This window comes from Sutcliffiella horikoshii (assembly GCF_020524325.1).
GTDB lineage: Bacteria > Bacillota > Bacilli > Bacillales > Bacillaceae_I > Sutcliffiella_A > Sutcliffiella_A horikoshii_D.
The window spans coordinates 98950-123546 of record NZ_JAIVKY010000009.1; the positions used below are offsets into that span (position 1 = coordinate 98950).

At 41.6% G+C, this 24597-nt stretch carries 24 protein-coding genes and 1 pseudogene; 9 read left to right on the forward strand and 16 right to left on the reverse strand.

All coding sequences use genetic code 11. From position 1 onward, the window contains the following. Window positions 1–252 precede the first annotated feature (252 nt). Window positions 253–822: a TetR/AcrR family transcriptional regulator gene (locus tag LC091_RS14945; protein WP_226682831.1), complete on the forward strand. Its 570-nt coding sequence runs from the start codon at window positions 253–255 to the stop codon at window positions 820–822. An 85-nt stretch (window positions 823–907) separates the two neighbouring features. Here LC091_RS14945 and LC091_RS14950 read toward each other — a convergent pair whose 3' ends face one another. Both LC091_RS14950 and LC091_RS14955 read right to left on the reverse strand, forming a co-directional pair. After that, the gene (locus LC091_RS14950) at window positions 908–1303 is read right to left on the reverse strand and encodes a VOC family protein (RefSeq protein WP_226682832.1); all 396 of its coding nucleotides are present in this window, start codon (window positions 1301–1303) and stop codon (window positions 908–910) included. Window positions 1304–1392: 89 nt separating this feature from the next. Continuing rightward, a complete protein-coding gene (locus tag LC091_RS14955; protein WP_226682833.1) occupies window positions 1393–2145 on the reverse strand; it encodes a MerR family transcriptional regulator in 753 nt (250 codons plus the stop codon). 85 nt (window positions 2146–2230) lie between these two features. Between LC091_RS14955 and LC091_RS14960 the strand changes: the two genes are divergently transcribed. Then, on the forward strand, window positions 2231–2914 hold the full coding sequence (locus tag LC091_RS14960) for a CPBP family intramembrane glutamic endopeptidase (RefSeq protein WP_226682834.1): 684 nt from the start codon (window positions 2231–2233) through the stop codon (window positions 2912–2914). A gap of 209 nt (window positions 2915–3123) precedes the next feature. Here LC091_RS14960 and LC091_RS14965 read toward each other — a convergent pair whose 3' ends face one another. The 5 genes from LC091_RS14965 to LC091_RS14985 form a co-directional block, all read right to left on the reverse strand. Next, a complete protein-coding gene (locus LC091_RS14965) occupies window positions 3124–4347 on the reverse strand; it encodes an MFS transporter (RefSeq protein WP_226682835.1) in 1224 nt (407 codons plus the stop codon). Between the two features lie 402 nt (window positions 4348–4749). After that, window positions 4750–5454: a hypothetical protein gene (locus tag LC091_RS14970; RefSeq protein WP_226682836.1), complete on the reverse strand. Its 705-nt coding sequence runs from the start codon at window positions 5452–5454 to the stop codon at window positions 4750–4752. 63 nt (window positions 5455–5517) lie between these two features. Beyond that, window positions 5518–5823 (reverse strand): hypothetical protein, encoded by a 306-nt coding sequence (locus LC091_RS14975; protein ID WP_226682837.1) that lies wholly within the window; start codon window positions 5821–5823, stop codon window positions 5518–5520. Window positions 5824–6253: 430 nt separating this feature from the next. Next, entirely contained in the window at window positions 6254–6562 is a 309-nt protein-coding gene (locus LC091_RS14980) for a hypothetical protein (RefSeq protein ID WP_226682838.1), read from the reverse strand. Window positions 6563–6613: 51 nt separating this feature from the next. Continuing rightward, the gene (locus LC091_RS14985; protein WP_226682839.1) at window positions 6614–8296 is read right to left on the reverse strand and encodes a ribonuclease YeeF family protein; all 1683 of its coding nucleotides are present in this window, start codon (window positions 8294–8296) and stop codon (window positions 6614–6616) included. Between the two features lie 398 nt (window positions 8297–8694). Between LC091_RS14985 and LC091_RS14990 the strand changes: the two genes are divergently transcribed. After that, window positions 8695–9258 carry a GNAT family N-acetyltransferase gene (locus LC091_RS14990; RefSeq protein WP_226682840.1) on the forward strand — a complete coding sequence of 188 codons (564 nt, stop codon included), beginning with the start codon at window positions 8695–8697 and terminating at the stop codon, window positions 9256–9258. Between the two features lie 59 nt (window positions 9259–9317). On the opposite strand, the gene LC091_RS14995 is transcribed toward LC091_RS14990, so the two are convergent. From LC091_RS14995 to LC091_RS15015, 5 genes are all read right to left on the reverse strand, one after another. After that, window positions 9318–9500 carry a hypothetical protein gene (locus tag LC091_RS14995; protein WP_226682841.1) on the reverse strand — a complete coding sequence of 61 codons (183 nt, stop codon included), beginning with the start codon at window positions 9498–9500 and terminating at the stop codon, window positions 9318–9320. Window positions 9501–9625: 125 nt separating this feature from the next. Then, window positions 9626–11572 (reverse strand): Ig-like domain repeat protein, encoded by a 1947-nt coding sequence (locus tag LC091_RS15000; protein WP_226682842.1) that lies wholly within the window; start codon window positions 11570–11572, stop codon window positions 9626–9628. Window positions 11573–11621: 49 nt separating this feature from the next. Beyond that, window positions 11622–14516 (reverse strand): S8 family serine peptidase, encoded by a 2895-nt coding sequence (locus tag LC091_RS15005; RefSeq protein ID WP_226682843.1) that lies wholly within the window; start codon window positions 14514–14516, stop codon window positions 11622–11624. Between the two features lie 15 nt (window positions 14517–14531). Next, window positions 14532–15125 (reverse strand): winged helix-turn-helix domain-containing protein, encoded by a 594-nt coding sequence (locus LC091_RS15010; protein WP_226682844.1) that lies wholly within the window; start codon window positions 15123–15125, stop codon window positions 14532–14534. A 329-nt stretch (window positions 15126–15454) separates the two neighbouring features. Further along, complete coding sequence (locus tag LC091_RS15015; RefSeq protein WP_226683088.1) at window positions 15455–15868, reverse strand: VOC family protein; 414 nt, start codon at window positions 15866–15868, stop codon at window positions 15455–15457. Between the two features lie 366 nt (window positions 15869–16234). Between LC091_RS15015 and LC091_RS15020 the strand changes: the two genes are divergently transcribed. From LC091_RS15020 to LC091_RS15030, 3 genes are all read left to right on the forward strand, one after another. Beyond that, entirely contained in the window at window positions 16235–17104 is an 870-nt protein-coding gene (locus tag LC091_RS15020; protein WP_226682845.1) for a cation diffusion facilitator family transporter, read from the forward strand. Between the two features lie 117 nt (window positions 17105–17221). Next, the gene (locus LC091_RS15025; RefSeq protein ID WP_226682846.1) at window positions 17222–17896 is read left to right on the forward strand and encodes a DsbA family protein; all 675 of its coding nucleotides are present in this window, start codon (window positions 17222–17224) and stop codon (window positions 17894–17896) included. Window position 17897: 1 nt separating this feature from the next. Next, window positions 17898–18332 carry a disulfide oxidoreductase gene (locus tag LC091_RS15030; RefSeq protein ID WP_226682847.1) on the forward strand — a complete coding sequence of 145 codons (435 nt, stop codon included), beginning with the start codon at window positions 17898–17900 and terminating at the stop codon, window positions 18330–18332. Between the two features lie 49 nt (window positions 18333–18381). Here LC091_RS15030 and LC091_RS15035 read toward each other — a convergent pair whose 3' ends face one another. Together LC091_RS15035 and LC091_RS20575 are read right to left on the reverse strand one after the other, a co-directional pair. Then, window positions 18382–18660, reverse strand: coding sequence for a hypothetical protein (locus tag LC091_RS15035; protein ID WP_226682848.1), 279 nt, complete (start codon window positions 18658–18660; stop codon window positions 18382–18384). A 69-nt stretch (window positions 18661–18729) separates the two neighbouring features. Then, window positions 18730–19047, reverse strand: a pseudogene (locus LC091_RS20575) (DUF3189 family protein); the annotation flags it as partial. A gap of 357 nt (window positions 19048–19404) precedes the next feature. Here LC091_RS20575 and LC091_RS15045 point away from each other — a divergent pair. After that, window positions 19405–20025 (forward strand): hypothetical protein, encoded by a 621-nt coding sequence (locus tag LC091_RS15045; RefSeq protein WP_226682849.1) that lies wholly within the window; start codon window positions 19405–19407, stop codon window positions 20023–20025. A gap of 28 nt (window positions 20026–20053) precedes the next feature. Further along, window positions 20054–20851 carry an Ltp family lipoprotein gene (locus tag LC091_RS15050; RefSeq protein ID WP_226682850.1) on the forward strand — a complete coding sequence of 266 codons (798 nt, stop codon included), beginning with the start codon at window positions 20054–20056 and terminating at the stop codon, window positions 20849–20851. 126 nt (window positions 20852–20977) lie between these two features. Here LC091_RS15050 and LC091_RS15055 read toward each other — a convergent pair whose 3' ends face one another. Together LC091_RS15055 and LC091_RS15060 are read right to left on the reverse strand one after the other, a co-directional pair. Then, window positions 20978–21643, reverse strand: a complete 666-nt coding sequence (locus tag LC091_RS15055) for a DUF4352 domain-containing protein (protein WP_226682851.1) — start codon at window positions 21641–21643, stop codon at window positions 20978–20980. A gap of 85 nt (window positions 21644–21728) precedes the next feature. After that, window positions 21729–23111, reverse strand: coding sequence for an alkaline phosphatase (locus LC091_RS15060; RefSeq protein WP_319003676.1), 1383 nt, complete (start codon window positions 23109–23111; stop codon window positions 21729–21731). A 385-nt stretch (window positions 23112–23496) separates the two neighbouring features. On the opposite strand from LC091_RS15060, the gene LC091_RS15065 reads away from it, so the two are divergent. Then, window positions 23497–24582 carry an endonuclease gene (locus LC091_RS15065; RefSeq protein ID WP_226683090.1) on the forward strand — a complete coding sequence of 362 codons (1086 nt, stop codon included), beginning with the start codon at window positions 23497–23499 and terminating at the stop codon, window positions 24580–24582. The last annotated feature ends 15 nt before the right edge of the window (window positions 24583–24597 follow it).

The following is a 24597-nucleotide window of genomic DNA, read 5'->3' on the forward strand; positions in this document are numbered from 1 at the left end:
ACCGAAACAAAAAACTGCGCCACGGTCGAGATGATGGTCACCAACGCAAACACAATCAAAACAGCCTTTTTATGCTTTATAATACGTGATGCAATATTTATCGTTGTTCATCCTCTCTTGTGTCGTACCACTTTTCATCTTATTATTATATTAGACACCGTGTTGGGTATTCAACAGACAGTTGCGTTCCGGATGTTAGATAGACAACATATGATTCTATTGTGTTGTTTTTTATGAAAGGCTGTGATGAAGATGAGCGAAAAAATGGATAGAAGAAAGCAGTACACACGCATGGTACTGAAGGAAAGTTTACTGGATTTACTTAAGGATAAATCCATTGCTAGCATTACAATAAAAGAAATATGTACAAAAGCCGATATTAACCGCTCCACCTTTTACGCCCACTATTCCAGTCAATACGACCTGCTCGATTCCATTGACGACGAATTCACCGAGGACATGGTCAAGACGCTTAACCAATATAATTTCTCAAAAGAAGACGAGGCATACCAAATGACCGAGAAAATCTTTGAATACATCGCCTCTAAGAGTGATATTTGTAAGATCTTATTAAGCGAAAACACCGAAGTGCAATTCCAGAAAAAAGGCATGATGATCGCGAAGGAATACATACTGAAAAACTTCATTCCTAGCAAACAAATCGACGCGGAGACCTTTGAATACTTAAGTATATTCTTTGTCAGTGGGAGTATTTATATGATTAAGAACTGGTTGGAAAGTGGGATGAACAAAACGCCTAAAGAGATGGCGGGACTGTTGAATGAGTTTTTGAACCGTGGGTTGAGGGGACAGGCTCGGTGACGCGTTTTTGGGTTGGCTATGGGGACAGGCACGCAGCCCCTAGAAAAAACAAGACCCTAAAATAAGGTCTTGTCTCCAACTCTATCTATTTCGCATTCTGATCTGGCTGGTGGATACCAAACACATTTCCTTCGGTGTCCACATAATACCCTTGCCATGCCATTCCCGGCAATGCATGTTTTGGCACGGCCACTTCCCCACCATTCTCAAGAATCAACTTTTCCGTAGCATCGTACTCCTCAACACCCATTGTGCAGGCAAACCCATTTAGAGGTTGATTGGCCTCAGGCGCAGCACCTTTTCGTTGCATCAACGCACCATTAATACCAAGCTCACTCTCGTCCCCTGTCACCGCTCCGAAATACGGCATTCCTGCATACTCGCTCCAATCTTGAAATGTCCAACCGAACACCTCTCCATAAAACCCCTTTGCACGCTCCATGTTATCCACATGAATTTCGAAATGAATTAATCTTCCCATAGTACCCCTCCTACTAGATTAATATTTCTAATATGTACCAACTTACTTCTCTATCATAAATCACCCATAGACAAGGATTCAATAACTAGTTATGAAGATACAGCAGTTTCTTTCATCGCCTCCTCCAAAAACTCCAACACTTCCTGCCTAACTGGATAGAACCCCAACTCAGCAGAAGCCCCTTCTGATTTCCTCACAACCCAAAACTTTTCCGCCAGTTCCGCATCGCCTTTAAACGTTTCCTCAGACAAAATCATCACATCTTCCGCGATCAGTTGTCCGGCTTCCGAACCCGGCTTTTTCCCCTCGGCAAGACAAAGCTCAATTCGCTTAATAATGTTAATCCACTTCGCCACTTCCACAGGGTTGTCCTCTAACTTAGGCAAGTTTTGCTGCATAACTACTTGCTCCTCCTCGCTGAACACCAATTCCATTTCAGCCGCTCGTTGCTGCCGCTTTCCTTCTAAGTCCTCTCCCAGCAAAGGAATAAGGTGCTCCCATTGAATGTCCTTTTCAAGCTTCAACATATTTAAAAGAGAATGTGTGTGATCGAGCGACAATTTTACCTTCACCAGATTTTCCTCTAATTGCCCCTTATGTAAAAGAAGAACCCTCTCCATCGTTATCTGATTTAAAACTTTTTGAATATCCTTCAGAGGCATAGCAGTTTCCTTCAATAGCAATACTTTTTGGAGCTGGAGTATATCCTCCTCCGTATACAGCCGCCTTCCACTGTCATCCTTTTTTGTCGGCTCCACCAACTCAATGTCGTCATAATATCGTACTGTCCGCAAAGACACCCCTAATTTCTTTGCAACCTCTCCCGATGAAAAATAATTCATACATTCCCTCCTAAACTACTTGCAGGTTACGTAACGTCACCATTTATCCTACATTTATCATACAAAATATCTGGAGGAAATCACATTGAAAATTAACACAAAATGGAATGTTAAAGAATTGATCCTACTACTATTTATGGCTCTCGTTTTCGTGCCAATATTTTTTGAGGTGTGGCTGCACCGGTATTTATTGCAAGCATTTAATAACGCACTCTATGCCGGCACCATGACTGGCTTCATCATGTCCATCATTTTTACACTAAGCGTGTACTTGATTGCCCTTAAACCACATGGAATAGGTTGGGAGGAAGTCGGCCTTCGTTCCTTCCGGAGAAGCTATTGGAAATGGATTCCCGTATGGACGGTCGTATTAATTGTTTCTAGTATTCTATTGGTCGTTATCATGGATATGTTAGGAGTCGGAGTCGACAACAGCAAAACAGAATCACTGAAAGATGAGGTAACCTGGTTCACTTTCATGATCGCCTTTCTTTCAGCCGCTGTTATTTCACCCATCTATGAGGAAATCTTTTACCGAGGATTTTTATATAAGTGGATTCGGGGGAAATGGGGTGTGGGGGCTGGTCTTTTGGTCAGCTCGTTAATTTTTACGGTTGTGCATATCCCAACCTACAACACGTTACCCGTCAACTTCCTTTCAGGGATAGTTTTTGCTTGGACCTACGAGAGGTCGGGGTCGATAGTTCCGGGAATCATTATTCATGGAGTGTTTAACGGGATTGCGGTGTTGTTGACGGTGGTGGGCTGAGGGGCCAGGCACGCCGACCCAGGTTTTTCAAAATTTACGGGGAGCACCTGTCGGTATTTGTCGAATGGCATTTATATTGCCCAAAGTCGTTGATATATTTGAAAGTTGGTTGATAAACCTGAAAAAGTGGTTGATTAATTCAAGAGTTGGTTGATAAATCACCACGCCACCCCATTCAAAACCAAAGGAGCCACGCATTTCGGCTCCTTTTACACTTTAACGACTTCCCGCTCAGCAGCTCCAACACTTTTCCGCGAAAAAACGACCACAAAACTCGAAGCAATCACAAGAATCCCTGCCAAAATCGTAAAACACATCAAAATTTGCCCCATGGAAACAAGTCCCGTGAACACTGCCAATAACACGATCCGCAGCAACAGGCCAACTGCTCTCAACATCCCATCGACCCTTCCAATAATCTCATTCGGGATCCGCTCCATCATGAAGGCATTCCGCGCCACCCTTGCACCAGCGTTACCAAGCGCGATCAACAACATCATGAACAGATAGCCGCCAACAGGTAAATAAACCATAACCGAAATTGCCAACGTAAAAAGCACCATTGTCCCTGCAACTAGCTTCTTGTCCTCAAATTTCCGTGCGGCAATCGGAACAAAAACCCCAGCCAGTACAGCCCCTAGACCATACACCATCCCCTGGATGCCATAAATATCCCCCTCCACTTTCAACACATCTGCCAAGTAAACAGGAAAAAGATAGTTTGTGAGCATAACCCCAATGAACGGCAAGGTCGAAGCCAGCAAAAACAGGAACATCGCCGGCTCCCTTTTTATAAAATCAACGGCCACAAATGCGCTCACTTTAGCACCATCGGAAACTGCTCCCACTGGACGATTCTTCCGATAAGGAATTTTTACAAAAAAGTAGATTGCAAGCGCGTACGTACATACATCCAATAACAAAATGTAATGGAGATCCCACTTTAAAAGAAGCACACTCGCAATCGCTCCAGCCAGCATACTTGATAACTGCCCCTGCACCTCCATTGTGCCGTTCAATACCTTAAACTGATTTTTATGAAACAATTCCTGATTTAAAGCAAACATCGTTGGATAAAAAATCGTGTAATACAGACTGCCAATCATGTAGATGACAATGTAATGCCAAAGTTCATATTCCAATCCAACAAAACCAACTCCCGAAAATAAAGCCAAAGCAACGAGGCTGACCATCTTACTGCTTACAAGTAATCTCTTCCTAGAAATCTTGTCAATCAAATATCCTAAGTACGGAGTAAGCATAAAGTTAATGATCGTCATACAAATTGCCACGTAACCAAACACTTCATTCCCGTTCTCACTCGTCACCAACAGCCACGGAATCGCGATCATGGTAATTCCGCTCCCAATAGCTGACGCCACATTTGCCAAAATAATATACTGAAACCTGCTGTCTTTATATAAACTGTTCATTGCTGTTCTCCCTCTTCACTTTTGATACTTTTATCATAAAGGAAGAAGAATTTGGTAACATTCAGCAAAGGAAGGAAGTTTGAATACAGCTTTGTGATGGGGGAGGTGCGACTTTAGATGTAGATTAGATGCTTCTAGCAATTTTTCACTTCAGCTTTTCCCTTCATATCCCACTTACTGTCCAAACACACCCATTTACTGTCGGAAATGCCCCCAATACTGTCGCAAAAATAAAAATACAGTCCGTCGCCCCCACTTTACTGTCCAAACTACCCCAAATACAAGCGAAGCGACAAATCCCAACAAAAAACGACTCCGCCCAAAAATCTACGGAGTCGCACTTAGTAACGGAAACAGGCACGCCGGCACCAACCGAATCTGCGTGCCTGTCCCTAAAACCCATTATTCAAATAAATCCCCAAACGAAAACGGTGCAATAATCAAATTATCCTCATTGTTTTCGATAATCCATGTTTGTTCACCATTACTAATATACAATAGTGCACCAATAGCTACCTGCTCCCCAAGACGATAATCATACAACGAATTCAACTTTCCTTTTTTCGCCACAAGAACATTTAAAAATTGCGGGTTAAACAGATTGGTCTCATCCTTTGTAAGCTCCCTGCCCGCCAACAATTTGTCTACCACCTTTTCAAATTGCGGCTCCTTCACAGTAAATGCTTCGCCATCCATCCGATTCATACTCAGATCCATCAACCGGCTCAGCTTCTGTTCATCCGACTCACCAAACAACTTAAAAATACGGTTATCATACAACGATTGTTGAACCGTAAAATCTTCACCACAGAATAATGACACCGTACTGGCACCTTCGTCTGTTGCTACCTGACAACGAACCACACGCTTCACATTGGTCAGTCCCATTACAAACTCCCGAAACTGCTCATCCACTTTCTCCTGATTACCATCTACCGAAAATAACCCTTTAGAAATCAGGCCGCTTGTTGCACTATCCAGCCGACACTCCAATAGTTGATCTGAAATATCACCGAACACCTCATCCTTGATCGAAGCGGCCACTTCCGCCCCATCAAGCAATAGAAGCGATAATATGTATTCTTCCGCAGTAAGAGTATATGACATATGAGTAACCCCTTTCTTTTTCAGGTTCGTTTAATAGTATTCATTTAACGAATCCACACTCAGTTATCTAATATCCTCTATATAACCAAACACTATAAAGCTAACGATTGCTAATATAAATATTAATATTGTATATAAGATTAATAGCACCCTGGCAACAAACCAATTATGCCGCTCATATAAACTGCTTGCTGCCCACTGAGTCAGACCCATTATAGGAAAAGATAAGATATCCAGAAGGCCGTCATGCGTAATCCATCGATAAAAGCCAATTCCTGCAGATTTGCTAAGTATATATAAGAGGGCAAACAGGACATTAAATAATAAAAATACAGCGAGGGCAATTAAGATAGTTCCAATTAGTTCCACTGAATTTTAAACACCCCACAACGCTACCTTTATGAATTTTTACTATCAACTATTAGCCTTTTCAAAATATCTAAACTTTAATTACATCCGATCTGTAAAATACCCAAACATGCTAAAGCAAAGTATTGAAAAAATTAATATAAATATGGCATAAAAAAGCAGGAACACTCTTGCCACAAACCAATTATATCGCTCATATAAACTATTAGCCGCCCATTGAGTTAACACAAATAACGGGGCAAAGATAATGGCCAAAAAAACTAGATCATGAGTAACCCAACGATATAATCCATTTCCTGCTGATCTACTAAGTATATATATAAGGGCAAAGAAGAAATTAAATAATATAAATGCCCCAAGAGAACCAAAAGAAACCGCAAGAATTTGCATTATCTCCTAACACCCTTAAAGACTAACTTTGTATACTCAGTCACTGCATATCCGCAAAATGCCCGAATGCAACAAAGCAAACAATCGCTAAAACAAATACTAAAATGGCATATAAAAATAACAGCACCCTTGCTACAAACCAATTAAATCGCCCATATATGCTGCTGGCAATTAACTGAGTCAACCCAAATAGAGGAGCAGACAGGATCATCAGAAACTCAAGGTCATGAGTAATCCACCGATAAAAACCGTTTCCTGCTTTTTTGCTAAGTGTATATAAGAGGGCAAAAAGGAAATTAAATAATAAAAATGTTCCTAGTATCCCAAAAATAGTTGCAATAACTCCCATTACGTATCTAGCATCCCTTAACACTACCTTTATATATTTTTTTGAATTAGTTTACCCCATCCAACCGAACAATGAATCTTTTGCATCGCTTAGTGCATCTTTAGCTCCATCCAGTGCATCTTTGGCTTTTTCCTTCACATCATGGATTTTCTCACCAACGGCAGCTCCAGCGTCACTTGCCCATTTATTCGTATACTTTGAGGCCCATTCGCCGACTGTGGCCCCTATAGCACTACCAATTACAGCTCCAGCTGCAGCCCCAAACGGTGCAAACGGACCAGAGAGTAATCCTCCTATTGCTGCACCAGCATAAGCTCCGACAGCTGCCCCAGTTACATTACCTGCTACTTTATTAACTTCCTCTGCAACCACTCGTCCCCTTACATTATATTTTTCTTTACCTTGCAAACCGTCTCCTTCGCTCCACCTGTCGCTTATACTAGTAACCGCAGAGTAGGTGCCAACTATTGCTGCTCCGACACCTGAGGCTTTTGCTGCCACTTTCTTAAAGGCTTCCTTTGGGATGACCATTTCTCGTGAAGAGTGTTTAACTATCTTATTTTTAACATTTTCATGAAGAGGTCGGTTTTGCGTTGCTAACTTCCAAACACCGCCCTTTACTTTCTGACTCGCAGTTCTAGGATCCTTAAATTCCTTGCCCTTTAAGACACTTGCCTTTTGAGCTTTTAATGTTTTCTCTATATTTCTATAGCTTTTTGATGTTTTATTAAACTTTTGAATGAGCTTCTTTGTCCAATCAGGCCCAATTTTCCCTTTAAGGAAATGCATGAGCTTCCTATTATATTTAAACGTATAATGATTCTTCTTCTTCGTGTATTCAATGCGAAGAAGCTTTGACTTATGTGCTGCCACTAACACCGCAAGTGGCGCGAGTGATTCAAAGGCGCCGTCCTTAATAGCATGGAAAAGGCTTTTCGATTCATCCTGCCCCTCCGTGTCCGGTACATCCGCATTCAAATTACTTTCATGCGATAACAATAAATTAAGTGCACGTTCACTAATGGAATTCCTGTTAAGAGCTGTACCCGAAGAACCACCGGAGCCATCAATCCCAGACATAATCGCTTCATCTGCCAATTTCTCAAGCAACGTACCTGATTCATACCCGCTGATGCTAATCTTTTTCGCAGTGAACATGGAATTAATTTGCTCAATATATCCCGTTGCAACCTGGCTGCTCTCTGAAACGGCATCTAATTTTCTGGTTTGCTCCTGATCAAATACATGCAATTTTTCAAGCGTTTGGTCAATATCCTTCTCGGACATCCGGACCTGATCGACAAAGCCATCTTCCCTTAAGTTGGGCAAGGAAACAATGTCGCTTACAGAATAGAGGACCTGATTTGTTTCGTTTGCTAAGTCTGTTGTCATTCGCCTTGCATTATCCAGTGCCCGCGGTAGATCATTTTGCAAAAAGCTTTCATTAATATAGCCTGAACTTGAAGGTTCAACCGATTGAAGAGCACTTTTCATTCCGTTCAACGTATTCTTGAATTCATCAAGCATGGATTGATAGTAAGTCAAAAATGGAATATGGCAGTCCTGATAAAATGCCCGAATCGCCTGTCCACCTTGTCCCTTCAAGGAATCTTCCAGATTAACAATCCCCATGACATCATTATGTATCTTTTCCACTTCTTCCTTCTGCAGCTCCAATTTCTCAAGCATGGATTGAAGTTCCATTTGGAGCGATTCTACTTCTAAAATTTTCATTTCACGATCACCACCCACGTTCATTTAAAAACAGTTAGTTTAATTTTACCAATTTGCCAACTTGTTTAGAATAGGTGTTATGGTTTATGTTTTGTCTAGATAGCAAGCTCCCACTCCAAAATTTGTAACTTTCTTCCCATTCCTATACACAGAATTTCACGCTTCCATAAAACATTCGCTCTAGTATACTTCCTTTTTTTCACATTCCCAAATTATGAAAAGGTAAAACTCCAAATTTCACAATTACATTTTGTCGAATGGCATTTATATCCCCCTAAATGGACTATATAATGAAAAAGTGGCTTATAAAACGAAAACTTGGACTATAAAACAAAAAGTTGGCTTATAAATTAAAAACTTGGACTATAAAAAAGCAAAGACCTAAAGGAGACGTCACATTGACTACAAAAGATAAATTCGACAATCAATTAGAGACAGATAGATTATTAGTAAGACCACTAAAAAAAGAAGACTATAAAAACTGGTTAAATGAATATGAAAACCGGCTACCTTCCCAACACCGACATGATGAAGGAAAAATGGATATGAGCATCTGTACACTGGAATGGTTTCACAATCTAGTGGATAAACATCAAGAATTGGCACTGGAAGACAAAGCTCATATATTTGGAGTGTTTAGAAAAAATGATGGAACACACATCGGCATGATCGATTTTTCCACCCTTGGCAGGGATGATTTCCAATGGGGGAGGATTGGATATACCATTCATAATCAGTATTGGAGAGTAGGTTACGGGAAAGAAGCAGTAAATGCAGCACTAGACATCGCTTTTCAACAGTTGAATTTCCACCGCATTGAAGCCCATATTAACTTGGATAATACTCCTTCTGTAAAATTAGCGGAAAGTGTTGGCATGGAATTTGAATGTATACGGAAGGGCTTTATTTTCGAAAATGGAGAGTGGACCGACAACACGGTTTATTTTAAAAACGCTAATTAAGACTTATAAGGACAGGCATGGCGCCATTATTTAATCGCCATGCCTGCAAATCTCTACCACTAATTCATTCCGTTCCATTCCCCTTGATTCTTAGAGGACTTTTCTTTTTTAGCCTTCTCTTTATGAGCTTGGTTAGCTGCCGCACTTCCTAATTCATTAGAAAATTCAGCGTCTGTTTGGCTAGCATCAAAGCCTTTTTTATTCTTTTGTTCTGCAGCTGTTTTGCCGTTTCTTTTCGCCATGGCCAGTATCCCTCCTTTTTCCTTTTTCATCTCTTAGTATGAAAAGGATAGAAAAAATTATACTGACGTAAGAGGGACAGGCACGCCAACCCGAATGGGTCACCGTGCCTGTCTCCTCAAACCACTTACCTAACCTTAAAGCTCTTCACTTCAGAAGGAGAACTCAACTCCTTCTTCGCACTATAGCTATCCCACAGATATACCTGAACTGTGTATTCGCCTTTCTTCGCGTTCTTCGGCAAACTAAATCCTGCTCTGGCTTCTGCCGTGGTGTTGTGTTCACCGGAATAACTCATCGTTCCGATATTGATCACATCACCTTTTTTATCTTTCACTTGAAACACGACTTCTCCTTGTTGCTTTTCTTTAGAAAAATTACCAATTTCCGCTTTGATGAGTACCATGTCTCCTTTTTTATAGGAAGCTTTCTCCTCTCCATTCATATCGGTCAATTGTACATTCTTGATTTCTAGGGGAGAATTGTACACCTTAAAGTTGTGCGTGAAAGTCTCGAGCTTTCGCCCATCTTCACTTTCCCCCTCAAGTAACAAGCGGTAGTTTCCGTCTGCAAGATCCTTTTTAGGCAGCCATTGGCCTTTGATCTGCAACTTATCAGCAAAAGTCCAAGAGTCGACGGCTTTTCCATCTTCCTTCACTACTTTCACTTTCCAATTCATCGTCTCACTACCAGTCGCTTCATACACCAACGGAGTTTGATGGCTGACCGTATCCTTGCTTATTTTCAAGCTTCGTAAAGAAAGTTCCGGAAGCTCTCCTTCTCCCCTCACGACAACAAACTGCTTCACATAAGCATTCCCAGCAATATCAATCAATTCCACCGACACCATGTTTTTACCCATCTCAAGCGGAATTTTATGTTCAAATGCTTTGGACTCACCAGATTGCGCTTCCTCTAAACTAATCTTTCCTACGTTATTAGAGTTCACATATAACGCTACTCTGGACGTTTCATCGTAAAAACTTCCTTTTAACAGATAGGTTTCCTTACTTTCTGGAACTACCGTAGACATCAACTTGTCACTATCATCATCGATGGATAACTCTGGTGCGGTTGTATCAACCGTAACCGGTAGCTGGAATTCTACTTTGTTCCCAACAATATCCTCAGCCACTACTGGCAGTTTCAACACGCCATCATCCTCCACGCGGATAACAGAATCAAAACGCTTCAGTTCATTTAGTGGTATATCCTGGCCTCCTACCGTAAACGTTTTGATAGGCGATGCATTCAGGATAGCCCCTTGCAGACGAATGTCTTTTGTAAAATAAGTGGAACCTGAGCGCGGCTGGTTAATCGCTACAGTCGGAAGATCCTGGTCCACCATCACCCTAAACTCCTGAGCCTGATTCGGATATTCATACCCAAATTTGTTCAATGGCGCTACCCGCACCGTGTTATATCCTTTCTTCAATCCTTCTATTTTATAAGAGGTATTCTTGCCATTGTTCACATCTAAAAGAGTGATACCTGTCTCAGCGAACACTTGGATGTTAACTCCTTGAACATTTTCCGATAAAGAATAAGAAAACTCGTATTCTCTTTCTGCTGTATAGTTCACATCCTCAATTGCTCCACCTAAAATCAGATTTTCTTGCTGAGGTACATCCCCAATCGTTACGACAGGTTGTTTCTCCACTGGAAGGTAAGAACCATTCCCCGCCTTATCAAATGCGATGACATTGAATCGATATTCTCCCTCTTTACTAAATTCCTTCTTATTTAAAATGTACTTGCCATCCTTAAACGCACTTGGTCGAACTTGGACACTGTCGTCCATATTGTTATTCAGAACAATATGATAACCTGCAATCCCTGACCCATTTTCATTATCTTGAGCATTCCAGCTCAGCTCTACATTTCCATCCTCTAGAACTTCTGCTGTAACACCATTAATTTCAGGTTGTACAGAATCAACTTTGATCACAAACTCATCTACTTGCCAGCCCGCATCCGCAATATCGAGCTTTGTTTTCACTTCATATAAATAGTGGCCATCTTCCACATAATTGTAGCTTCCCGTTTTCGGGTTATATTTTGCCCCTTCCCACATCCAAGTACCATAGTAGCTGTATTTAGTCAGCTGCCCTCTGCTGTAGTTCTTACTTAGAAACTTGGGAAAGCGTGCGCACTAGATCCCCTTTAACAAAATCTTCTCCCTGCTTTTCTCCAGCATATACATTCACTTCTACTTCCTTTGCATTCCTTAAGAAAGTAAGTACCGGACCTGCTGTGGTGCTGTATTCTGGATGATTAGACATCGCCACTTCGTCTTGATTATAGACTTTATTGTCATAGTCATAACCAAGCTTCGCGATGGTATTCCCACTTGTTATGGAATAAAGTCCAGTCATTTTATGATAAGAATCTTCCTCTGAGAAGTGAGCATCCACCGTTTTAGGCAAAGACCAATCTCCGTAAAAGCCCATATAAGGGACAGACAGATTTGGATGCGTATCATCAGTAGGAACTAATGAAATAAACCCTTCCACAAAAATACCAGGATTCTGTGCTGTTAACTCTCCCAAGTCAGGAAGGTTGGCAAGCTTAAACGTTAGTTCCACCGTGCTCTTCGGACCAACTCCCACCTCAGAATCCGAAACGGCTGCACCGTTCACACTTACAAGCTGCAAATCTGCTCCATCTAAAACTCCTGCCCTTGTTGTGCTATACGTTCGCCCATCCTTTTCATATGTTTCATCTGTAAGCACCGCGGAAGCTTGGTATTCATAGCTAACCGTGGAGTCGGAGAGATTCTTCAAAGTAACAGAAAACTCTTTCTCTCTTTCCACAAAATCTTTTAACGCTACTTTTCTTGTTGCAACTGCCGGCGTTTTCACCGCATTGTCGGCTTTCGTCAACCCTGCCCCTTGCTTTCTCGTTAAGTAAGGCAGCTCGTTTTTAGCGTCCATTACCGGTTCTGCCGTATTCATGATCGCCATTTTTACGGCATCTGCCAACTCAACTGGAGAAAGATCATACTTCTCCTTAAACGCTTCATATACAAGAGCAGAAACCCCTGTAATATGCGGGGCAGCCATACTTGTCCCACTCATGCTTTGATATTGATCACCATTTTTTAACGACCAGATGCTTCCTCCTGGAGCTGTAATATCCGGATAAAAACCGAGATCACTTGTTGCGCCCCACGTACTGGAATCTGCCATTGTATTCGCTTCTGTATTTGGACCAGTCATGAACTGTTCGCCAAATGCAACAGACAGACCTTCTACCATACCAAGTTCCCCTGGCTCTTGATCTTCTCCAATCGCCAATCCACCTAGTTCTAACATGTTTTTCCCTGCCTCATGCCCGACTAATACTGCTGGAATTTGAGGGCGGAATGAAGAGAACCCCATTTTTGTTAAACGTTCGCCTGTCGCTGTATCATTTAGTACCAATACAGCCGCTGCCCCTTCTTCCTGAGCATTTCCGACTTTTGTGTAAAAATAACGGCTATCAATGTCATCTGGTTCGTGTCCTCTTTTTATAAGCAGGATTTTCCCTTTAAGATCAATACCTAAATCATGCTTAAGCTTACTCAGATCCTGCTTACTTCCAAAGCCTGCATAGACTAGTTCAAAATTATTTTCCAAACCAATAAATTCTTTTATATCAGGAGTGTCTGCAGGAAAATATGCCGCCATCTGTTTTTGCTCGCCATGCTTATACTCAAACGCAATATCAGTGACGGTTGTATTGTTTAAAGATGCCGCAATTACTGTCACTCCATATGTCGGATCAGATACCCCGTTATCAGGATTTTGCGCCAATGGATGATTTGTATCATTGGCTGTATTGGTGTTGGCATAGTTGGAGCTGTTACCTGCAGACTTTATCACGATTACTCCTGAATCCGCTGCATTTTTCATTGCCGTGTACTCAGGTCCGCCTTCTGCAATATTAAATGCTGCGGAAGATCCAAGACTCATGTTGATGACATCTGCTCCGATTGCGACCGAGTGATTGATGGCAGCTAAAATATCATCACTATAGATACCGCCTGCCAGCGGGTTATTGGTTAACACTTTTTGAGAAATCAACTGCGCTTCAGGTGCTACACCTTTAATGCCACCTTCTTCAACATTTCCATTTGCTCCTATGATTCCCGCTACATGTGTACCGTGGTTGCTTCCAAGATTACTATTCTCCCAAATCGTGTGGTTTTGGTCGGCCCAGTTATACCCTGTTGGAACTTTATCAGTAAACCACTGTAAGGTTAAATCCTTGAATTCCGAATCTTCAGGTAATTCTTGAACCACTTTCGCCAAATCTGCTTCGTTTGACAGTTTCTTTTCCATTCCTTCAGAAAGAACCAAATCCCTATGTGTAGGATCAATTCCTGAGTCAATAACGGCAATTAACATACCCTCTCCGCGAAAATCACTGCCGAGACCGTTCTCTTCGCCATCCCATACGTGAGGTACGTTAGTAAGCTTCGTCGCATTATTCATATCTAATTCGTACTCTTTCACCAAGTGTACTTCTTTTACTTGAGGAAGCTCCTTGATTGCTTTGATATCTTGGCGCTTCACTTCTGCACTGGCACCATTAAAGGCTGTTTTATATTTGTGCTTGTACTTAATGGCAAGACCTTTCGCCTTTGCTTGATTTGCGAATTCCTTATGTGATTTACTGGCACTTGTATAAGCACTTTCTAGCTCTTTCTTTGCCGCTTTTCCCATGTTCTTTTTGTTTTTATTAAACGTTTCAAGAACAGAGTCTTCCTCATACTCAATTATGACTCTCACATTCTCTTTTTCTTCTGATTGCGTTTCCGCAGCTTGTTCGTTTTCTGTTGCATCTTCACTTTCTAGTTGTATCGAGTTCTCTGCCATCACATTGTCATGCAACTGCTTAACCGCTTCACTTAACGCGACCTTATTAGTAGCTTCCGTACCATTATTGTTCTCCGTTGCAACAATCATGTTCGGCAGTATGCTCATCGTAATTAACAAAACGGTCAACAACATCATCCATAGCTTTCTAGCATTCATCCTTAAATACTCCCCCTAGATATCCTCTTTATTTGTTTTTGGAAATAACAGCATCCCTAATGAATAAGCATCTTTTTGTTCTGCCTGCTCTTCGTTGTTGCCCTTCGTTCGGTACCACTCCATAAATTCTTCATAGAGCTTCGCCTTGATCTCTTTAACCTCTTTTTCTGTTAAAAAAACCGTATTGTACATGAGTTGAATTTCTTTTGTGTTTTTCACACTTAACGATTCCTCCACCCACTCTAGGTAATCATTGTAGACCTTTGTGATTACCTTGCGATGCATCGCCTTTAATTCACTGTCCGGATCATTCCCATCACTAAATTCCAGTAGAGACTTATCTACATTGAAAATCTTTGCCACAGGCTCATAATACTTCTCAATCACTCCCCCTTTTTCTTCTTTATGTACTAATTCAATAAAACCGTTCGCCTTTAATGCTTGCACATGGTAATTGACCTTGGAATGAATTCGGTCCAATGTCTGCGCAAGGTTCTTCACACTCAATGGTTTCTTCGCAGCAATCATGATGTTCAAAATCTCCGTCTTGTTTTTATCCGAAAAGACCTTCAACTGTTCCTGAGTCTGAATCACAAAAATCTCTTTCACTCTAAAAAACCCCTTTACTATCCCATAAAAAAAATTTTGTTACATAAAAAATTAATAATATAAAACTAGATTATTTTCAGAACATTGTAAATACTTTGTCGAACAATACACAAAAAAAGTAGTATAGACCCAGTGAAAAAGAACCGAGGGGACAGGCATCATGACCCATTTAACAACAAAAAAAGATGGTATCCCCCCTCCATCTTACCTAAGGAGCAAAGTACCATCTTTCTTAATCACCTATATCTGTGCACTACCTGTCTGCCTCAAAACATCAAATACATATAAAAAAAACGCCCTCATTAACGAAGGCATTTTTATCATAATCTTTATTCTCCAAAATTTAATTGCCAGTGCACGCCAAACTTATCGGTTACTTGCCCGTAAAGCTTGCTCCAGAAGGTTTCTTGCAGTTCCATATCAACTTTTCCGCCTTCTTTTAACTGCTCAAACCAAGATGTCAAGTCATCTGTGCTATGGCTAACCAGTGCCAGTGTAACATTGTTGCCTTGAATATATTCTTGCCCCGGGAAGGTGTCGGAGAACATCACGTTGCTTCCATCTATAGAGAGGCGGGTATGCATGATGCGTTCTTTCGCCTCCTCAGGAAGTGGATAATCCGGATGTTGCGGACTTTCCCCAAAAGTCATAATCTGCGGAGATTCTGTTTGAAACACCTTTGCATAAAATTCAACCGCTTCTCTACAATTCCCATCAAATACAAGATAAACATCTACAGACATCATCTTCACCCCTAGTATAAAATGCGTACAACCCTATTTTATCCGATTGTTCTAGCAATAGACACTAATAAATGGCACTTTCTTCAACTAAAAAATCTATCTTCTCTTCCAAACACCCAAACCTTAGACGCCTTCTATTTTACCCTTTGCCCGTTTTAAATTAAGCTTCGGGCGTATAGATTCCTAATGTTCCTACATCCGCCTTCCAGCACTTTGTCTTCGTCCCTGTCCCCCCGACCCAAACTTTCCCCTGTTCAACATATTTGCAACCCTCTCATTCATATACCACAGGGCAAAAAGGTTGCTCTAGACCCACTCGATTCTTGCTTGCTATTATATGTAAGTGCAAATCAGGGAGGCAAAATAATGGAACAAGAAAAATATAATAATCTTAAACTCGGGGAGCGAGGAGCAATCATTAGCATCGTTGCATACATATGTTTGTCCATTCTGAAGCTGGTGGTTGGCTTTATGACCGATTCCGCTGCTCTAAAGGCGGATGGACTCAACAATACAACCGATATCATCGCATCTCTCGCAGTTCTCATAGGACTAAAACTATCACAACGGCCTCCAGATGAAGATCATGGGTACGGTCATTGGAAAAGTGAGACCATCGCTGCTTTGATTGCCTCTTTTATTATGGTGGCGGTCGGGGTTCAAGTGGTATTGGATGCTTTCTTGACCATGTTTGATGGTGGTAAGGAAGCTCCAGATGTCATGGCGGCTTATGTTGCTTTCTTTTCTGCTGTGGTCATGCATTTGGTATATCGCTATAACAAGAAGCTTGCTATGAAAATTCAGAGCAAATCGGTGATGGCCGCGGCAAAAGATAATGTCTCAGATGCCTGGGTGAGCATTGGAGCTGCTATTGGAATAGTCGGCTCGCAACTTGGCATGCCTTGGCTTGACACAGTAACAGCAATTCTTGTTGGTTTGCTAATTTGCCATACAGCCTGGGGAATTTTCCGTGAAGCTTCTCATGAGCTATCTGATGGGTTTGATGAGGAGAAAATTCAACACTACCGAACTATCATCCTACAACTTGAGGGGGTAAAAGGTGTTAAAGAAATCCGTGGACGTAACTATGGAAACAACGAAGTAATCGATGTCGTTATCCTTGTGAAATCTACACTCGACATCGTAGAAGCTCATGATATTTCAACTCGTGTGGAAGCAATATTAATGAAGGAATATGGCGTTCATGACGTGCATGTCCACGTGGAGCCAAACTGATAAGCCCATTACCCGTTCTCCAATTTGTCACAAAACACTTCGACTATCTAACTATTTTTCTGATAGAATTTAACCCGAAATCGGTTTATCAAAAAAGCAAAAATTGGAGAGGATTACATGGCAAAGAAAAACAATAATTCTTTTAAATTAATCATGATCTTGACGCTTGTTATTGTCGGATTATTAGCTGCAATCATCATCCTTACCCAAGCAACAAAAGAGGATGCTAAATCCTTTGAAAATATGCCGGATATCTCTGGACAACCTGTTCTTGGAGAGAAAGACGCTCCAGTAACCATCGTGGAGTTTGGAGACTTCAAATGCCCTGCTTGTAAGGCATGGGGGGAAAGTGCTTATCCTCAGTTAGTGAAAGATTATGTGGATAGCGGCAAGGTGAAATTTGTCTATATTAATGTTCTTTTCCACGGGCAAGAGTCTGCTTTAGGCGCGGCAGCTGCAGAAGCAGTATGGAAGCAAAATCCGGATGTATATTGGGACTTCCACAAGCAACTTTTCGATGAGCAACCTACCGCAAACCATGACAGCCAGTGGATTACAACAGAAAAGTTGATCGAAATTGCAAGCAACACAGAAGGCGTTGACTTAGAACAATTCAAAGCAGACCTTACGAGCCAAGACATCGTGGATGCAGTCCGCCTTGACTCTGAACTGACGGATGAATTTAAAGTAGAGATGACTCCAACCATCATGGTCAACGACAAAGCGTTAACAGATCCATTCGATTACGAAAAAATGGTTGAAATTATTGAACAAGAGCTTGATGGTGAGTAACATGAAGCAAGAAAACAGTAATTCCCATCAAATATATCTGTATGTTGCCTGGGTGGTGGCCCTTGTCGCCACGTTAGGCAGTCTTTATTTTAGCGAAATCAAAGGGTTTATCCCTTGTGACTTATGCTGGTATCAAAGAATTCTTATGTATCCATTGGTATTAATTCTTGGGATAGGCACTTTTCAAAATGACCTGTCAGCAAAGAAGTTCGCCTTTCCCTTGGCAGTCATCGGATGGTTCATCTCCACTTACCACTATCTTGTCCAAAAGGTACCAGGCTTCGCTGAAATCAAACCATGCGTAAACGGCGTTCCATGCAATGCCCAATATATAAATTGGCTTGGTTTTATTACCATACCATTTTTGGCCTGGACAGCCTTTTCATTGATTATTTTATCGTTAACGATTCTTACCATTAAACAACGCAAAAAGTAAGGACAGGCATCTCGCCCCACTTTAATGGGGCCTGAGAACCTGTCCTTTTCTACTCTTCTTTTCTATAAGCTTTCCATTGTGTCTTTAACGAAGCATACATCCCGACTGCTGCGTTTCCATAAAAGATGCCCATAAAAATTCCAGCAAAAAGATTTGTTCTATGTGCAAAAAAGATGGAAATGAGAAGTCCAAATATATTAGCTACCATTGGCACTACGGGCTTTCGTATGTTCCCGAACTTTTTCAAGATTTGAGTAAAGATTACGACCAAGGGAACGGCAATCACAGCATCCCAAAGATTTGTATGAATAATAGGAAAGGACTCCATAGCTAACCCACCTTAGCAACTTTATGATACTATCTTTCCTTCTACTCCATATTTTATGTAAAACACTTATTAAGCTTGAAACTCTTCATTTATCATATGGATGATTTGCTGATCCTTTAAGTGAAGGCTGTGTTCCTTTGTTTTACCCACTAACTGTTTAATGGATGAGCTCGCTTGTTGAGCCCCGATGACCAGAAGAGGAGAGCCAATGAAATCAAGTCCCAACCCCCTAGCGATAAATCCCCCGACCATTATCGCAAATGGAACATTCGGCGATGTATTGGAGAAAATGATCCGTTCGGATAAACCAGCACTTTCCCCAAGAAGCTTACTGAAATTTAGTAAGGCTGGGATTACCAGCTTCGATGAGCGCTTCCCGATGGTATAAACACTGTGTCCCCTTTTATCTACTCCATAAAAATAAAATGACCCGCGTCTTTCTTTTTTAGTTTATTAAAATACGGGACCGCCTTAGGCTCCTTGAACCACCATAAATGGCCCAGAGAGCCTGTCCCTTTAAATCACCTTGTTTCATATTCTCGAGATAATTAACATATATTGGTCTATGTGAATTTCTTTCCATTCTCCCTCGGCCCTTAAAGCAAGCTAATAATACTCGCTAATCCATCTCCCTCTTTCTAACTATCCATCTAGTAAAATATAACCAAATGTTAAAATGGTGTTGCAGTAATATTACAGTAACGTTACACTAGTTGAGGATTTTGAAATGTAGGAGGAATTATTTTGAATAAATTATGGATTACGATTCTTTTAGCTGGGATGTTGATACTTACAGCATGTTCTTCTAATAGTGATAGTGAGGCTGTTTCAGAGGGGAATTCCTCGACAGAAGCGACGAACCCAGATACTTCAGATAGCGAAGCAGCAAGTGTGGACAAGGGATTATTTAATGTGGAGGTTACCATTCCGGCTTCCATGTTTGAAGGTGAAGATTTAGACGCTGTAATCGTTGAGGCGGAAAAAGAAGGAATGAAGGCTGCAAAGAACGAGGACGGATCTGTTACATATAAGATGAGCAAATCGAAACATAAAGAGATGTTGGCCGAAATCAAACAGTCCATCGTAGATTCTATTGAAGAAATGAAAACTAGCGGTGAATTTGTTTCCATTAAGGATATCACTCACAATAATTCGTTTACAGAATTCACGATGGTGGTGGATAAAACAACTTATGAAAATAGCATGGACGGATTTGCCTCTTTTGCTCTTGGCATAGGTGGAATGATGTATCAAATGTACGATGGAGTTGACCCTGATAAGTATAAGGTCAACATTCTTATTCAAGACGAGGAAACAAACGAAGTGTTCGATGAGATCTTGTTCCCTGATGACATGAATGAGTAAGAAGAAATAAAATCTAGGAGGAAAACTGATGGATAGTTTATTTTTAATATTATTTTTCATTTCATTTTTAGCATTTTTTATAGGCATGATTAAACCTAGTATTGTATTATCATGGTCTCCTGAGGCCAAGAGAAAAAGAAAAAATGTGGCGAAGTATTTTGGAATTGGAACAGTAGTATTTTTTATTTTATTTGCAATAACTACACCTCCCACAAGCGAGAGCGCCGTTAAAAGTGAGCAAACAGAGGAGGAAGCTGAAGCTAAGAAAGATGATAAAGATGCTGTGAAGGAAGAGGAAGAAGAAAACGCTAAAAAAGAAGCGGAAGAACAGGCTAAGAAAGAGGCTGAAGAGCAAGCCAAGAAAGAGGCTGAAGAGCAAGCCAAGAAAGAGGCCGAAGAGCAAGCCAAGAAAGAGGCCGAAGAGCAGGCTAAGAAAGAGGCCGAAGAGCAGGCTAAGAAAGAGGCTGAAGAGCAGGCTAAGAAAGAAGCGGAAGAGCAGGCTAAGAAAGAGGCCGAAGAAGCAGCAAGAAATGCAGAAACTATGGCACAAACTCAAGCAGTTCAAATGGCTCAAGATTACCTAAACTACACTGCCTTCTCAAGAACTGGATTGATTCAACAGCTAGAATATGAGGGCTTCAGTAATGCGGATGCTACTTATGCTGTAGATAAAATAAGTGTAGATTGGCAAGCGCAAGCAGTTCAAATGGCTCAAGACTATCTGGACTACACTGCATTCTCAAGAAGCGGCTTAATCCAACAGCTAGAATTCGAAGGTTTCAGCAATGAGGATGCTACTTATGCTGTGGACGAAGTAGGGCTGTAGGGACAGGTTCCTTGACGATATCCACTAACCTTCCACTATACCAAAGAGACATGCCAATGCAGCATGTCTCTTTCACATTTGATTAACGGAGGATAAATGGGTCGCCATGCCTCTCCCCTCAAACCACTAAAAACCAACAGTAAACTCCTCTCCCCCTCTAATCTTCTCTTCCTTATCATTAACCACTTCACTTGTCTTAATCGTCAGGTTCTTCAGTTCTTCAGGGTTGCTTTCGTCTATGATTAGGCCGAGACTTCCTACTTTTTCTTCGCCTGGTTTTAGTTCGCCGTTTAGTTTTTCAATATAGAAGTCTTCTTCCCATGTCACGTTTTCTCCCTGGTCGGTGGCAAGCTCAGCGACCGGCGCAAAATGAAGGGGTTCGTCGCTGTTATTTTTCACTTTTACATTCACTCGAACATACGGGAATTCCACTTCTTCATGGGTTAAGCCGTGAAAATAGTCGACCAAATCAGGAGAAGGGCGATAGTTCATCACCTTCACCTCTTCAATCATCATGGTGATATCTCCTATTTGCTTTGTTTCATTTAGATTGGCATATTGCTTGAGCGTGACTACTCCATCCTGATCTTCCAGTGTTTCGCCCACCTTTTTTAATTGTCTGTCGTCAGGGGCTTGTGGACTGTCTTGGAATGTTTTTGGAGTAGATTTAGTTGACTCCGCCTCATTCGTGCTTTGTGAAACAGAATTCTGTTCTTTCTCCGGACCTTCTATGGAACACCCACCTAAAAGCAAAGCCGAAATTCCTATGATGAAATAACGTTTAAATGACATGAAAAGTACCTCCTAAAAATGAAGCATCCCGAGAAGAACTCGGAATGCTTTTAAAATTAGTCGTCAATTCTTCTAATTAACGCCTTTATTCATCATCTTTATGCTTGTCTTTATCTTTTCGAGCTTCTTTCAAGATCTTGAAAATCTCTTTTGCTGTATCTGTATTATCTATTTTACCTGTAAAATTATTCATGCCAGGACCGTATGCATATACGGACACATCTTCACCAGTGTGACCGTCCGTTGTCCAGCCAGTTCCTGTACGAAGATCAAAGATTTTCTCAATGGCATTGTCAATTTCTAACACCTCGCTGCCACTTGTCTCTTTTGCATCCTTAACAGACTGAATTTCTTCTTCTGTCAACTCAAGGTCGATATATTCTTTTAATGTTTCTTCAACAGGTGCTCCTTCTGCAATTTTCTTAGCGATGAAGTCAGGTGTCTTCTTCGCTGCTTTGATGGCAGTTGGATCCCACTTGTACTCGCCGTCACGGCCCATCGCCATTCCGCCGGTAGAGTGATCGGCAGTCGCAATAACTAGTGTGTGCTTGTCCTTTTTCGCATAGTCAATCGCTGCTTGGAACGCTTCCTCGAAGTCTTGCATGTCACTCATTGCACCAACGATATCATTATCATGGCCAGCCCAGTCAATCTGGCTCCCTTCTACCATTAGGAAGAAGCCTTTTTCATTGTTATCCAGACGGTCTAAGGCAGAGTCCGTCATTTCTTTAAGGGAAGGCTGTTCCTCAGGACGGTCAATCATTTTATCTAACCCTTTTGGTGCAAAAAGACCTAGAATCTGCTCGTTATCATCCTTTGCCATTTCCTCAGCAGTTGTTACATAAGAATAGCCATCTTTTTCGAATTCTTTTGTAAGATCGCGATCTTCACGTTCAAAATAGCTTGTCCCACCGCCTAGTAGAACGTCGACTTTATGTTTGCCGTTGATCAGGTCATCGTAGTAATCATCAGCAATTTGATTATAATTGTTACGAGATTCATCATGCGCTCCGAATGCTGCAGGAGTCGCATGGTTAATTTGAGAAGTAGCTACTAGTCCAGTAGATTTCCCGTTTTCTTTTGCTTGCTCCAGGATAGTTTTCACGTCTTTTTTCTCCATATCAACAGCAATCGCACCGTTGTACGTCTTGATACCAGCAGACATGGAAGTTGCAGCTGCTGCGGAGTCCGTTACGCTCTCCTCTTCATCCGAAGAATGAGTCGACTGCATTCCAACAAGATACGGATCGTACGCCGTTTCTTCCATCTCTGGAGTGTTCGGATCATCTTTAAGAGAACGGTATGCGCTCGTATAAGAATTCCCCATTCCATCTCCAATCAGGAAAATAACATTGCGAATTTCTTCTTTATTATTATCTTCTTTCTTAGCGGATACATGGTTCATTGCAACCCCACTTACCGCAAGAGAAGCAACCATGGATACTGTTAAAAGTTTTTTAGAAAACATAATAACCTCCTAGAAAATGAATTTATCAATCTCACTTACAAGAGTTAGTATACTAATATATTATTAAGCCACCCTTGAGCCAACGTAAAGATTGGTTTACAAGCGTGTTACAGCGGGCTGAGGGGACAGGCACGACGACCCATTTACGGTTATTAACAGGACAATGATGAGTCACGGTGCCTGTCCCCTCTACTCCAAAAGCCTCATTTATCGCGTTTTACACAATTTTTACACAATTCCCAAACCTTCTGATGTACGCTAATTATGTAACAAAGCAACCATGAGGAGGAGAAACGGTTTGAATCGATTAAACAAAAAAGTTAGAGGCTTATTTATTTTCTTATTTGCTTTCACCCTTGCATGCTCCCATGCCGTACCTGATAAAATGAGCGCTGCAGGTTCCGGCACTTGGAGCTCTCCGTTTACTGTCAGTCAAGCAAACTCCAATCAAAACGGTTCTACTCAGACTGTTGAAGGCTATGTAGTGGGACAACCGACCGCAACAAATACCGTGGTTACGAGCAATTTCCCTAACGACTACGCATTAGCGTTAGCCGACAGTCCGTCTGAAACAAGCACATCTAATATGATTTATGTTCAGATCCCATCTTCCTTCCGTTCAGGTTATGGATTGCAGAGCAACCCTAATCTAATGGGAAAAAAATTAAAGGTTACTGGTTCTTTAACAGCTTACTTCTCTCATTCAGGTGTTAAAAACGCATCTGCATTTGAGGCTGTGGATGGAGGGACAACGGATCCTACTGACCCTACGGACCCACCACCAAGCTACGACGAGTATTACAGTTCTGCAGAAGGTAAAACAGGATCCGCATTGAAAACAGCGTTGCATAACATCATCGACGATCACCAGACGCTGTCCTATTCTGCCGTGTGGGATGCGCTGCGTAATACAGATGAAGACCCAGCTAACGCCAACAATGTTCTTTTACTTTATTCCGGCCGTTCTCAATCCAAGACCACAAACGGTGGCGGTGTAGACGACTGGAACCGCGAGCACGTTTGGGCAAAATCCCACGGTGACTTCGGTACCACACAAGGCCCTGGAACAGACCTTCACCACCTGCGACCAACAGATGTAACGGTTAACTCCTCCAGGGGAAATCTCGACTTTGATAACGGTGGAAGTCAGCATTCGGAAGCACCAGGAAACTATTATGACAATGATTCTTGGGAGCCGCGTGATGAAGTAAAAGGCGACGTAGCACGCATGATTTTCTATATGGCGGTTCGCTATGAAGGAGACAGCGGGGAGCTAGATTTAGAGATTAATAACTTAGTAAACAACGGCAGCGCCCCTTATCATGGAAAACTGTCCGTCCTATTGCAATGGCACGCAGAAGACCCAGTGGATGCGAGAGAAATCCGCCGCAACAATATCATATTCGAAAACTACCAAGGAAACCGCAACCCATTCATCGACCACCCGGAATTTGCGGAGATGATTTGGTAGAATGTTATATTAGGA